Origin of the sequence: Ferrithrix thermotolerans DSM 19514, assembly GCF_900128965.1 — a bacterium.
Lineage (GTDB): Bacteria > Actinomycetota > Acidimicrobiia > Acidimicrobiales > Acidimicrobiaceae > Ferrithrix > Ferrithrix thermotolerans.
This window is the reverse complement of sequence record NZ_FQUL01000002.1, coordinates 69,097-81,351: the sequence shown is the minus strand read 5'-3', so window position 1 is coordinate 81,351 and position 12,255 is coordinate 69,097. Positions and strand designations below refer to the sequence as shown.

Sequence of the window (12,255 nt, the reverse complement as noted above, 5' to 3'; positions counted from 1 at the left end):
CGGATAGAGTAAGAGGAACCGGTTCTAAAAGCGATTTCCTCTCACTCTATAAGGGTTATAGATAGTTTGGATTACAAATTTGTCTTCAGTTAGGCTGGTGCTGGTCCAAAGACTATGCAGGAGTTGTGCCCTCCAAAGCCGAACGAGTTGGATATGACATGCCCTTTTTTGAAGTCTCGAGGTTCATCCATGACGAGGTCGATCTTCATATCTTCATCAATCGACTTGGTGTTAGCGGTTACTGGAATGAGACATCGTTCATAGGTTAGTGCTACCGCAATTGCCTCTAGCGCACCAGCTGCGCCAAGAGCATGACCTAACGTGCCCTTTACTGAAGTAACTGGGGGACAGTTGTCTCCGAATATGGAATAGATTGCCTGAGATTCGGAGAGGTCGTTAAGTGGAGTAGATGTGCCGTGTGCGTTGATGTGAGTCACCATATCGGGTGATATTCCGGCATCATCAAGAGCGAGACGCATACATGCTTCCGCTCCTTTGCCACCAGGCAACGGTGCAGTGATGTGATAGGCGTCCTCATTTGAAGCTGCGCCTTCGATGATGGCGTATACGTGAGCTCCGCGCGAAACCGCATGCTCGTATTCCTCTAGGACCAAGACTCCAGCACCTTCAGCTTGAACAAAACCGTCTCTTTCGACATCGAAGGGGCGGGATATACCGCAAGAACTGATGGCGGTCATGTTGGTAAAGCCAGCAGTGGCGGCTGGTGTGATAGCAGCCTCTTGTCCTCCAGCTAACATGGCATCGCAACGACCTGTTGCGATGAGCCGTGCGGCGTTAGCGATAGCGTGATTTGAAGAGGCGCATGCCGTAGATGTAGTCTCGCATGGTCCTCTTAGCTCGAATCTCATAGCGATAGATGCGGACCCAGCGTTGGTCATCAGCAGCGGAACCAAGAACGGAGTAACCCGATTGTATCCACGTTGTTGAGCAAGGATAATCTGATTTTCGAGGCTCTCGAGTCCGCCGACCCCCGAACCCATGAAGACACCCACGCTCTCCGATGGCAGGCCTAGGTCTCCCGCATCTTTCATGGCTAGATCTGCAGCTGCAACTCCAAATTGGTTGAAACGGTCATATCTCCGTAGTTCCTTGGGGTTAAGCCAGGGCGATGGATCGAAGTTTTCGATTCTCTTGACTCCCGGTACAGTAGGCTGGAAGAGTCCATTCCAGAACTCTTCCTTGCCGATGCCTGCCACAGACACAGCACCCACGCCAACAATTGCCACCTTCCTTGTGGCTCTTAGTCCGCCGTCGGGATGATTACTGTCCCATGTGAGACGCATTACAGTTTCCCATAAACGAGATCGAAAGCCTTTCCTACGGTGTCGACACCTTCGAGATCGGACTCCGGAACACTAATGGAGAACTCGTCTTCAAGAGCCATTACCAACTCCACAAGGTCAAGTGAGTCTATCTCGAGGTCCTCCGCGAAGGTAGCCTCGGGTACCACTTTCTCTGGCTCGACGTGCAGAACCTTTACTGTGCAGTCTTTGAACCGACTAAATGCTTCTTCTCTATCCATACTGATTTCCTTTCAATCTCCTGTTTTCAGAATGTAGAACCGTGCTGCGAGTAAAGCGTTGCAGCTAATCTATAGACCCATCGCCAATCCACCGTCGATGGGTATTACTGCTCCGGTGATGTAGCTTGCATCATCAGAGAGTAGGTAACCGACCAAAGATGCTACCTCCTCGGGCCGTCCAACCCGACCGGAGGGAATGCTTTGCGTTATGGAGCTTATCCGCTGTTCACCGGCGCCTCGGAAAATCTCGGTGTCGATGGCTCCTGGTGCTACGACGTTGACCGTTATATTTCGTGACCCAACCTCCCTGACTAAGGCTCTAGCCATCCCGATAAGGCCTGCCTTTGATGCGGCATAATTGAACTGGCCGGGCGATCCCATCAAGGCAACCACCGAGGAGATGTATACAACTCTGCCACGTCTAGCTTTTACCATGCCGGGAAGTACAGCTTTAGTGAGACGATATGTAGAGTAGAGGTTGGTCTGTAGTACTTCGTCAAAATCTTCGTCTTTCATACGAAGTAGAAGTGCATCTTTAGTCATACCAGCGTTGGTCACGAGATGCGTTACCGGGCCGGAGGTCTCAACTGCACTTTCCAGTGCTCTGTCGATATCGTCTTTGTCGGACACGTCACAGCGAAAGGTGTGTAAGGACTCCTGCTCTCTTAGTATAGGGTCCGGATCGGTACTGCGAAATGTCGCTGAAACTGTGTAGTTGAGGCTGATGAGTCTCTCGACAATCGCCCTCCCAATTCCCTTGGTGCCTCCGGTGACTAGGGCATGCCCTTTCTTATCGGTGCTTTCAGACAAGTTGGTCTTCCCATCTCATAACCGCTGATGCCCAGGTCATCCCGGCCCCAAATCCACTAAAGAGAATCAGTTCCCCGGGCTGGATCATCTGCTTTGTTATCGCATCGTGTAAAGCTAGCGGAACCGATCCTGAAGATGTGTTGCCGGTTTTATCCAAAACTATAGCTGTCTTAGCCATATCGATCCCGAGTCTCTCGTTGGCGGCCTCAATAATTCTGATATTGGCTTGATGGGGCACTACAAGTGATATATCACGTGCCTCGACTCCGGCCATTTCCATAGCCTTGTTAGCAGAGTCGACCATCGCTCGCACGGCTCTTTTGAAGACCTCCCTGCCTTCCATTTTCATGTAGCCGCCGTGATCACAGTAGAGAATGGGTTGGGCAGAGCCGTCTATTCCGAGATCCCAGCCAAGGAGGGATGGTGTTTCCGTCGCCTCAAGTACAACGGCGCCCGCTCCGTCTGCGAATAGTACCGCAGTAGAGCGATCGTTTTGATCCGTTATTCTGGATAACGTATCGGAACCGATTACCAACACTCGATGCTGACCTGTAACGATGAGGGAGTTGGCGACTACTAAAGCATAAACGTAGCCTGCACACGCAGCGTTTAGGTCCATAGCTCCGCCCGCCGTACCTATTTTGTCAGAGACAACTGCCGATGTAGCCGGTACGGTTTGATCTGGCGTGGTGGTGGAAAGTATCAGGAAGTCGATGTCGGATGGGGCTAAACCAGCGGACTTAATGGCTTCAATCCCGGCCTCGACCGCTAGTTCGGAGGTGGTCCCCCCCATCCTGCGCTCACGGATGCCTGTTCTTTCAGTGATCCATCTGTCTGAGGTTTCCAGCCTTCGCTCAAAGTCTGCATTCGTAACGACCTGTGTAGGCAGAGCGCTGCCCACGCCAATTATCTTGGACCCCTTGGCCATATATCTACATCTCCTCGCTTTGTAACCACGCTATAGGCTGGCCTGTCGTGACTCTCTCTCCCTCCACCGCTATCATGCTCTGGAGCTTTCCAGAAAACGGTGATCTTACGTCCCTGGATCCGATCGAGCCAACTCGTTGCCCTACAAGTATCGTTGCACCTTGGCCAGTTTTTACTAGCTCTGGATCTGGGGAGAATACTCCTGCGCAATCGGCAACTACAAGACGCTCGGAGGAGTAGAAGCGTTCACCGTGGTGGTAAGTTGCCCACTCGTGCAGAGGACCCTGATCGGCAACCTGTTCAATTAGGAACTCAAGATCCTCGGGCTTTGATACCGACAGAGCTGTTACCTCGGGCATAGAACGTTTGAATAGCCCTGTAAGCACGCCACCAGGACCGACTTCAACTACTAGCTTTGGCGAGCTCTTCCGCAACAACTCCATACTTTGTTTCCAAAGGACGGGCGAACATAGCTGTTCAAGCAGTAGCTCTGGCCACTCAGACGCCTTTGAGTGTTCCCGAGCGTCTACGTTCGATATGACGGGTATGTCGGAATCGTAGAACCGAGTGGCTCCGAGAGCCTTTTTCAATCTGGGTTGTGCTGAATTGATAAGTGGTGTATGGAATCCACCGCCGACTGGAATCTTGATAACTCTTTTAATACCGAAGTCCTTGTGTAGGGCGATGAGCCTATCGATCGCTTCGATGGTTCCAGCAACAACGGTCTGACCATCGGAGTTGTAGTTTGCAATGAAGACACCTTCTCCCGCTGCATCACATAGGCTTAGGACAGACTCGTCTGATGCCCCTAAGACTGCTGCCATTGCACCAGGATTCTCTTCTGCAGCAAGCTGCATCGCCTCGCCACGCTCTGCTACGAGCTTCACTGCTGCATCGAAGGTCATGGCTCCTGCTCCCACTAGGGCGGAGTACTCACCTAGCGAGTGTCCGGCGCAGATCTGAGGCGAGATACCGAGCCGCTCTATCGAGTCGAGTGCAATCATCGACATAAGGAACGTCGATATCTGGGTGTTGCGCGTCATGGAGAGTTCGGCTGAGTCAGCGCTCAGCAATAAGTGGCCCAGATCCCGATTTGCTACCTGTGATGCTTCTTCAACGAGCTCCCATGACGGATGATCTGTCCATGCTTCACCCATCTTCTCACGCTGGGAACCCTGTCCGGGAAATACAAAACAGATCAAATTGACTCCCTCCCCGAGAACCGTCACCTAACTTTACATGACCGTTTCCGACGATCTACTTGCTTCACCGAAATTTATTACGACTTACATTGGTTAGACCGCAGTCGGTTTCTGTTGGTTACAACCATTTGCAATCTTTTTGAGATTTAGATTGGTTCTTATCCTCGACGGACATCGACTGCTCTCTCCTATGTTATGCTTTATCGTGTTGTCCTGCCCGGGTGGTGGAATGGTAGACACGGAGGCCTCAAAAGCCTTTGCTCGAAAGGGCATGCGGGTTCGAGTCCCGCCCCGGGTACTAACCTCGATCATGTCTACTCCGTCTAAAGTCAACTCAGCTCCTACCGATATATCCGAGCAGATGGTTGCCAAAGAGGTTGTCCTTGGTTTGACGACGCTAATCTTGATGGTTCGATCGTGCGCTTGATGTGGAGGTGTGGGCGATGGAGGAAGTTGAGATAGACGAGGGTTCTCGTATCTCCTTATATGTCGTAAGGGAACCTTCGGTGGGTTCGACTAAATCATCGGAACAAGGCGTCATTGATCTGTCTGGGAGCCAGGCCGACCTTATCGTGGTTGGCGAAGTTCTTTACCGTACCAACACCTCCATCTTTGCACTGTTGCGCGATGTTCCAAGAAAACAGATAGTCTCCAAAGAGGCCCGTCTAATCTACTCACTGTTTTCGGAGAGCTATGAATGTCGGGTTCTGGTTAAGCCAGCCGTTGACCTTGGGGAGTTTGGGTTCAACCTTCAGATACTTTCTGAGTGGAGCGTATTAAATCGCAGAGCCTATGTACGTGTTCCGGTGGAGTACTCCGTTACCGTTGAGGCGGTAGAGGGTGACCGGAAGATCTCTAGAGTCCTTCTAACCAAAGATATCTCTAATTCAGGTATTGGAGTTCTGACCCAGGGAACAGATGAGTTTGTAGAAGGAACCTTAGTCCATGTGTCTCTCCATCTTCCAGATGGTGTTCTTGAAGTAGAGGCGTCTGTAGCTTCAGTTCGCACCGGTGTGGTGGGACTGCATTTCAGTCGGCTAAAGCCAGAAGCAGAGCGTCGAATTGGCCGAGCAGTGTTTCAAGCCCAAGTTGCCAAGAAGCGCCTTTTGGTTGAATAAATTACGACGCATTTAGCCAGTGACGGCGAGGGCAGTGCCTAAGGGTTCTGCAAAGACGTGACAATATTGAGTTCTCGAAAGGGGCCGGACCTGTGTGAGGGTATCTAGCAGGCTACGTCTTGGTCGTATGTTCCTGTTATCTGATACTGGACTATAGATATTGATCCGCCGCCAAAGGCCAGTGCGTTACTGCAACTACCCCCGATAACTGGTTCCCAAAGCGGGGTACCTATGGGGAGAATCAGGTCGCCGGTGATACTTGACCAGTAGGTAGATGTGGAGTAGATACCTACGGTCAGTCCTTTTACGCTTTCAAGAAAGTCGACCGCTCCTTGAATCGTCGCTGCATTTGCGGCTGTATTGTACGTCGGATTTGGGGAGCATGCTCCTTGTCCGCCGCCTTCGACGGACCACTGACCGTTTGTAAAAGCTGCACAGTCGTTGCCCTCGACGTCGAGCCACCAAATGGTGGGGAATACCTGAGATGTCTGGGTTGCATAGGTGTAAGAGCTCATCGCTTCTTGGTAGCCCACCTGATAGTAAGGGCATTGGGTAGGTGCTAGTTGTGCTGGGCAAGGTGGTGGAGGCGGTGCATTTGGTGGAGGCGGTACTGTATTGCCCATAAAGATATACCCCTGAGCCGACGCAGAACCGAAGTAGCTAGCCTCCTGGGTGAGGCAGGTGTTATTGAAGAATGGCCCTCCGGAAACCTCATCAATGTAAAACACTCCACCGGTTGCTCCCTGATAGTCTTGACATTGGAAGTTGGACAAGTCGAAACCCTGAGCCCCCGGACTTAGAAGCGTTGAAGTTGGTGGCACCGCAGCCATTCCAACGATCGGTTTGTTTAGTGGATGTCCACCCATGGATCCAAAAAACGGAGCGTTGAAGGAAAAAACTCCGCCATCTGCGGCCACAAGCCAATATCCCCCGGTCTGTGGGTCTGAGGCCATCCCTACTATCGGCTGATTTAGGGGTTGACCACCCATAGAACCATAAAAAGCCGCATCTCCAAAGGTGAAGATTCCGCCATCTGCGGCCACAAGCCAATATCCACGTCCATCAGGAGTTGAAGCCATTCCAACGATCGGTTTGTTTAGTGGATGTCCACCCATGGATCCAAAAAACGGAGCGTTGAAGGAAAAAACTCCGCCATCTGCGGCCACAAGCCAATATCCCCCGGTCTGTGGGTCTGAGGCCATCCCTACTATCGGCTGATTTAGGGGTTGACCACCCATAGAACCATAAAACCGGGACGTTCCAAAGTTGAATATACCCCCGTCAGAGGCAACTTCTGTATAGCCCCCCACGCTAAGGGGATTTGAACTTTGTACAAGGCTTTGATCTCGCAGTTGATAAGAGGCTGCTTTGGTGAGGGAAGTCCATAAAGTTACGACCATAGCAAGCGCAAACACGAAGCGTACAGACACAATCTTCTTCCAGCTACCCATGATAACGTGCTCCCTAACCGCTCAATCTCGCAGACCGATCCAAGCTGCTTGCTTGAGTCCTGTAAATAACCTAGGGCGGTATTACTACGTAATAGATACTTTTACCCCAATTTTTGTAGTAGGCGTTATGTAACATTTCATTATTGGGTCATAGACGGCGAAGATCTATAGCTTGCTAGGAGGACAGCACTAGCTTTAGGTCTCAGCTTGGGGGTGGGGATGATCGCTTTGGTGATAGCGTGCGTAGTCTTGATTTTGCTGACTATAGCGTATGATCGGTACTTTGAGAGCGAGGTTCGTGCTCAAGAGGAGCGCATCAAGCGCCAGAAGGTTATCAAAGATCTGGAGCCAAGGGAAGACTTTGATACGTGGCTAACTGGAGTGCATAGAGACGTCGAAGATAACTTCAAGGGATATACTTATCTTCGTCAACGGATCTCTTCAGAGATTGAAGGTAGCTAGACCCCTCGTTACTACGACCTTTGTGTGAGCGACGTATGTTGAGCTCGTGCTAGCGGTCTATCTGTAAAATAAAGGGGTTGTGTGTTCTCTCTCGACCTATAGTCGTAGTAGGGCCGTGACCAGGCAAAACAGTTATGTCGTCGGGAAGTGGCAGTATCTTTTCTTTCATCGACACCATAAGCTGCTCTAACGATCCACCTGGTAGATCTGTGCGCCCGATTGAGTTCCTAAAGAGATGATCGCCGCTAAATAAAAGAGTCTCATTATCTTCGTTTGTGACCTTCAGACATATGGACCCCTGGGTGTGGCCAGGTGTGTGCAAAACTTCAAAGTCCATGCCTGCACCCTTTATGTGATCTCCATCTGTGACTCCGACGATGTTTTCCGGAGGAGTAAGTGCCACACCGGAAGCTAAAAGGTGTTCCGAGAGCATCGAGCTATTGACCAGTGGGTCCATAAGCATGTGTCTATCGTTGGGATGAATGTGTACTGGGGTGTGGTGTCCTTCTTCAGCCACCGTTGAGGAGATCCCACCGATGTGATCTACGTGTCCATGGGTGGCTATGACTGCAACAGCCTTCATGTTTCGCTGTCGCAGCTCATCCACGATGGTGTTAGGGTCTGGAGGTACGTCGATTAGCACGCATTCGCTACCGTCTTGCGAGATTATCCAGCAGTTGGTTTGAGCCACCCATAGCGGAAGTCCCACTACGATCATACGTACTCCTTTTGTTGTGCCAAGTCTCTTTACTCAAAGATACTAGAGCAATGGGTCGGGGGAGCTGATGTGTGGTAGTTGAGAGTCTCTAAGGGAGTGTGGTAAATGCCAGTCAGGGTTTTGTTGGCAGAAGATGAAGCCATTGTTCGTCTGGACCTCAAAGAGATGCTAAGGGTAGAGGGTTACGACGTTGTCGGTGACTTTGGTGCAGGGGATGAGGCGCTAAAGTTTGCCATGGAGCAAAAACCTGATATAGCAGTCCTAGATGTGAAGATGCCAGGTATGGACGGGATCGAAGTGGCGAAGATCTTACGTAAGGAGAAGATCTGTGCCACCTTGATTCTTACTGCATTCTCTCAACGTTCGTTGGTGGAGGCTGCTAGAGAAGCTGGTGTTATGGCGTATCTTGTGAAACCATTTCAAGCATCGGAGCTAGTTCCCTCTATCGAGCTTGCCATTGCGCGTTACAACGAAGCTATAGCCTTGGAGGAAGAGCTCGACCTTGTACGTGACGAAAAGACGGCCCTAGAGTTTGCGGTTGAAACTCGCAAGGCGCTTGACCGTGCTAAGGGCAAGCTAATGGAGGCTTACGCGCTGACCGAGCCACAGGCCTTTAGGTTTATTCAAAAGACCGCTATGGATCGCAGGTTATCTATGAGAGAGGTGGCGAACGCAGTTATTGACGGAGAGTTGGTGCCGAGCGAAACGGCCGACCGCTAAAGGGTAAAGCGACAGCTTTAGGCAAGATTTTCCCGTGAAGAGTCCCTGGAGTTTTCCTTTGATCTTTGCAGTAGACGGCGTGCCTCGTGCAGACGAGACTTTACAGTTTGGACCTTGATGCCTAGTATCTCTGCAGCTTCAGCGTAAGAAAAGCCCTCTCCGCCAACTAGTAACAACACCTCTTTTTGTTCTTTACTAAGGACGGTAAGATCAATGGCAAGATCAGACTGCGAGATTGGGAAGATCTCTCCTGTACCTTGGGCTTCAGTTGCGACGGCGGCAATGTTGCGAAGTTGTTTTGAGTGGGACCTCAGTGCGTCGGTGCAACTTCTGTAGGCTAACGTGAAAAGGAAGGCCTTTGCATCAAAGTCAGAGTTGTATGAGCCTTTAGCTCTCCACAGCCTAAGGTAGATATCTTGTACCACGTCCTCGACCATGTCTCTTGGAACCATTCCTAAAACGTAGGAGAATACCATTGCCCTGGTATTTCGCACGAACTCTTCAAACGCAAGGACGTCGCCTTTGGAGGCATCCACTAGAAGCTCCCTCAGGCTGTCGTCGTGATTATCCCGGAAACCTCCAGCTGCCATATCCTCAAGTCTAAATTGCTTCCAACTTTTTGAGTACTTCCAGCGAATGCCATATCGGTGAGAACAACTAGTTGCGAAAGCTTTTGTGAAAGTTTCGATGCGTTCTTGGACGCTGAAGACTCTATGCCTTGGAGTGACTTTGATCGCCATCTTTCGGTGTGTCCAGTTTGCCGAGAGTACGTCTTCACGTCACTTGAGGCGCAAGTGGGTATGATGCAGCTCAGAAAGCGAGGCCTGGTAGTCGAGTCATCCGCTCCGCTTAGATCTGTACTTTACGCGGTGGAGAGGAAGAGTTTCAGATGGACAGCGATGATGTTCGGTGTCGTCTCAACTCTTCTAGATATCTACGTGGTCAAGACTACCCTCGGGTCAGTGAAGAACGGAGCCTCGCTGCTTGGTGCAGCTCTGGTAGCGCTTTTGGTGTTAGCGTCTTTATTTTGGTTCGGCTTTTATGTGCAGCGCTTCGCTGTGCTTGCTAGATCCATTCTCAGGCTAGGGCTTGCGCTTATCGCAATACTGTTAGTTGCGACTTATGTATCTGGGGAGTTCCTATCTTTGAACCTCCTCGTCGAGACAGTTGCACTATCTATGAGTTATATCGGCTCTGATTTACTGGTTAGATCGATGAGCCAATCTCAATCGAAGGCTGTAACGAAAGAAATTGTAAGAGTGGTGTCAGAGTCCCCAATAACGAGGTGGAGGTATCGGGTGGCCATGGCGCTGGTGGTTCTGGCTCCGATTTTGATTACCTCTTCGATAGCGAAGGTCGAAGCCTCAAGCGCTTACAGCCACCATAGCTTGGTTGCTGTAACAGCTTCAAAGACAGTAGCTGCCTTGCCCTGTAGCCCATTGGAGCGCAAGGTGGACGCTACCTTCAAGGTCACACTCTGACCTGTTGGATTTGTTTGGTATGGTTTTAGTCTGTATTGAGAAAGGAAGTAAAGACAATGCCAGGAATGGGTTCATCTGCCCAAGACTACGGCGTACTGGCGTCTTCGCTATATTCGTTGTTGCTGCTTAGTGCGGTAGCTGCCTTGGGTCTTGTTGTGATACTAGGGATTACAACCTCTCTATTCGGTGTGAGTTTCAAAGGGCGTTTTGATCGTTTCTTTGACGGCAGGCCGTGGATGAATGGAGAAGACCTCTCTACCTCTCCTAGGGCACATTTCATACGGATCGGCTTTGGAGTTCTCTGGGTTGTAGATGGACTGTTCCAACTAAGGCCCGATATGCCCGGTGGATTCATATCCCAAGTTGCGCAACCTGCGTTGCAAGGAGCTCCCTCCTTTATTGTATCTATTGCTAACGTGTTTCTAAATATTTGGAACGCGCACCCAATCAGGGTTGACCTAGCCACTGCGTGGATACAGCTAGCGATCGGAATTGGTCTTTTGACGCTCTCAAGGGGGGTGCTTAGAAGAGGCGTCTTATACGTCTCGCTCATATGGTCTTTGATCGTCTTTGTAGTGGGTAACGGTGCTGGAGTGTTTTACCATGGTGCGGCGTTCGTAACCGGTGCCCCCGCTGCGATTCTGATCTACGGCTTTGCGGCTATCTACCTCCTGGCCGCCGAGTCTGGACGACCGTGGGTCAAAGACGCTCGAGTCGTGGCTTATTTCTCGGCTGCCTTTCTTTTAGTCGGTGGTGTGCTACAGGCTCTTCCAAGTGAAGGGTACTGGAAACCGGGTGGGTTGTCGTCGATGATGTCGCAGATGGCCCAGGCCAATCAGCCAGGCTTTGCCTCATTCGGAGTTAAAGAGTTCGCCTCGTTGGCTTCAGCCTCTCCTATCGTTGCTAACTCGATGCTCGTGGTGTTGCCGATCGCCTCAGCCCTTTTGCTTTATGTGCTTCCAAAGTCGAAGGTCTCTTCTATCTCTGCGTCGGTGGTGATGTTTTTCGGATGGTGGGTCGGGATGGACTTCGGTGTGTTTTCATCGACGGCTACGGACTTCAACTCGGGCCTTCCATTCATCGTGCTAGCCCTATCTTTGCTTCGAAGCGCCGAGGCTGTGGCGGTCGATCGAGCAAGCGTTCCCCTTGAGAGGGAGGTATTGGAGGGTCCGTTCTCGAAGATAAAGGGGTTTGTTGCGGGACTGCCACTAACCGGTCTTTTACTTTCTTTGGGTATAGTCGCCGTAGCGGTGCCTGGCCCCACCTCAGACGCAATGGCCCAGGTGGACTCCGCTGGTGTACAGCCACTACAGCAGACGCCGGCTCCTGGATTTTCTCTTACCAACTACAACGGCCAGAAGGTATCGCTTTCGTCATTTAGGGGACGACCGGTGATCCTAACGTTCCTTGATCCGGTGTGCTACGACTCCTGCCCGCTCATAGCACAGGAGATGGTTGCTGCCGACTCTGAGTTTGGCTCTAGGGCGTCGAACGTAGCTCTTGTCGCCGTGGTAGCGGATCCGGTTTTTCACTCTGTCGCAGACACCTCGGCGTTTGTTGTCTCTCATAGTCTCTCTAAGTACAAGAACTTTTACTTCCTAACAGGTAGTGATGCCCAGTTGCAAAAGATCTGGAACGGTTATGAGGTCACGGTGGTAACGCCGAGAGAGGGCATGGTGCTTCACTCGCAGCTGCTGTACTTTATAAATCCAAAGGGTCAAGAGGTATCGGTTCTTGAAGATACAGCCAATGAGCAGTTGACGACTAGCTACGTGTCTTTGATCTACAAGGCGGCGCAGCCAATCGTCGGTTAGGGCAGAGTG

The 12,255-nt window shown here is 51.1% G+C and carries 13 protein-coding genes and 1 tRNA gene; 6 read left to right on the top strand and 8 right to left on the bottom strand.

Annotated elements, in window-relative coordinates:
• Positions 1-89: 89 nt before the first annotated feature.
• From BUA24_RS01130 to BUA24_RS01110, 5 genes are all read right to left on the bottom strand, one after another.
• Positions 90-1,304: a beta-ketoacyl-[acyl-carrier-protein] synthase family protein gene (locus BUA24_RS01130; RefSeq protein ID WP_072787913.1), complete on the bottom strand. Its 1,215-nt coding sequence runs from the start codon at positions 1,302-1,304 to the stop codon at positions 90-92.
• Positions 1,304-1,543, bottom strand: coding sequence for an acyl carrier protein (gene acpP / locus BUA24_RS01125; protein WP_072787911.1), 240 nt, complete (start codon positions 1,541-1,543; stop codon positions 1,304-1,306). Before acpP ends, BUA24_RS01130 begins: the two co-directional genes overlap by 1 nt.
• A gap of 69 nt (positions 1,544-1,612) precedes the next feature.
• A complete protein-coding gene (locus BUA24_RS01120; RefSeq protein WP_072787909.1) occupies positions 1,613-2,353 on the bottom strand; it encodes a 3-oxoacyl-ACP reductase family protein in 741 nt (246 codons plus the stop codon).
• On the bottom strand, positions 2,346-3,281 hold the full coding sequence (locus BUA24_RS01115) for a beta-ketoacyl-ACP synthase III (protein ID WP_072787907.1): 936 nt from the start codon (positions 3,279-3,281) through the stop codon (positions 2,346-2,348). Before BUA24_RS01115 ends, BUA24_RS01120 begins: the two co-directional genes overlap by 8 nt.
• A 4-nt stretch (positions 3,282-3,285) precedes the next feature.
• On the bottom strand, positions 3,286-4,509 hold the full coding sequence (locus BUA24_RS01110) for an ACP S-malonyltransferase (protein ID WP_072787898.1): 1,224 nt from the start codon (positions 4,507-4,509) through the stop codon (positions 3,286-3,288).
• A 188-nt stretch (positions 4,510-4,697) separates the two neighbouring features.
• Between BUA24_RS01110 and BUA24_RS01105 the strand changes: the two genes are divergently transcribed.
• Together BUA24_RS01105 and BUA24_RS01100 are read left to right on the top strand one after the other, a co-directional pair.
• Positions 4,698-4,780 (top strand) — tRNA-Leu (locus BUA24_RS01105).
• Positions 4,781-4,925: 145 nt separating this feature from the next.
• Positions 4,926-5,600, top strand: a complete 675-nt coding sequence (locus BUA24_RS01100) for a PilZ domain-containing protein (protein ID WP_072787897.1) — start codon at positions 4,926-4,928, stop codon at positions 5,598-5,600.
• A 104-nt stretch (positions 5,601-5,704) separates the two neighbouring features.
• On the opposite strand, the gene BUA24_RS01095 is transcribed toward BUA24_RS01100, so the two are convergent.
• The gene (locus BUA24_RS01095) at positions 5,705-7,051 is read right to left on the bottom strand and encodes a glycoside hydrolase family 25 domain-containing protein (protein ID WP_072787895.1); all 1,347 of its coding nucleotides are present in this window, start codon (positions 7,049-7,051) and stop codon (positions 5,705-5,707) included.
• A gap of 207 nt (positions 7,052-7,258) precedes the next feature.
• Between BUA24_RS01095 and BUA24_RS01090 the strand changes: the two genes are divergently transcribed.
• Positions 7,259-7,513 (top strand): hypothetical protein, encoded by a 255-nt coding sequence (locus BUA24_RS01090; RefSeq protein WP_072787893.1) that lies wholly within the window; start codon positions 7,259-7,261, stop codon positions 7,511-7,513.
• Between the two features lie 49 nt (positions 7,514-7,562).
• On the opposite strand, the gene BUA24_RS01085 is transcribed toward BUA24_RS01090, so the two are convergent.
• Positions 7,563-8,231, bottom strand: coding sequence for an MBL fold metallo-hydrolase (locus BUA24_RS01085; protein ID WP_072787891.1), 669 nt, complete (start codon positions 8,229-8,231; stop codon positions 7,563-7,565).
• A 105-nt stretch (positions 8,232-8,336) separates the two neighbouring features.
• On the opposite strand from BUA24_RS01085, the gene BUA24_RS01080 reads away from it, so the two are divergent.
• On the top strand, positions 8,337-8,951 hold the full coding sequence (locus BUA24_RS01080) for an ANTAR domain-containing response regulator (protein WP_072787889.1): 615 nt from the start codon (positions 8,337-8,339) through the stop codon (positions 8,949-8,951).
• A gap of 17 nt (positions 8,952-8,968) precedes the next feature.
• On the opposite strand, the gene BUA24_RS01075 is transcribed toward BUA24_RS01080, so the two are convergent.
• On the bottom strand, positions 8,969-9,541 hold the full coding sequence (locus BUA24_RS01075; protein WP_072787887.1) for an RNA polymerase sigma factor: 573 nt from the start codon (positions 9,539-9,541) through the stop codon (positions 8,969-8,971).
• 57 nt (positions 9,542-9,598) lie between these two features.
• Here BUA24_RS01075 and BUA24_RS01070 point away from each other — a divergent pair, with 57 nt between their 5' ends.
• Together BUA24_RS01070 and BUA24_RS01065 are read left to right on the top strand one after the other, a co-directional pair.
• A complete protein-coding gene (locus BUA24_RS01070; RefSeq protein WP_178138656.1) occupies positions 9,599-10,432 on the top strand; it encodes a hypothetical protein in 834 nt (277 codons plus the stop codon).
• A gap of 35 nt (positions 10,433-10,467) precedes the next feature.
• The gene (locus BUA24_RS01065) at positions 10,468-12,246 is read left to right on the top strand and encodes an SCO family protein (RefSeq protein WP_143146315.1); all 1,779 of its coding nucleotides are present in this window, start codon (positions 10,468-10,470) and stop codon (positions 12,244-12,246) included.
• Positions 12,247-12,255: the final 9 nt, after the last annotated feature.